The following is a 277-nucleotide window of genomic DNA, read 5'->3' as shown; positions in this document are numbered from 1 at the left end:
AGTCTGGAATCTAGCCTTTCTGCAATCTCATCGAAAACGTTTTTCTATGCTAGTTTGCTTGCTTACAAGCAAACTTTTCTGGATCCCAGTGTCTGGGCACTGGGATGACACCCTGACAACCGTCATCCCGCTACTTGTTAGCGGGATCTATTCTAAAAGATACCGCGAATGAATCGCGGTATGACGTAGATTGCTGTCATTCCAGTGCTCCTTTTTTTGTCATCCCAGTGTCTGGGCACTGGGATGACAAGAAAGAGGCTACTTGGATGACACCCTG

This window comes from Wolbachia endosymbiont of Drosophila incompta, assembly GCF_001758565.1.
Lineage (GTDB): Bacteria > Pseudomonadota > Alphaproteobacteria > Rickettsiales > Anaplasmataceae > Wolbachia > Wolbachia pipientis.
The sequence above is the reverse complement of the archived record's forward strand: the minus strand, read 5'-3'. Positions refer to the sequence as shown.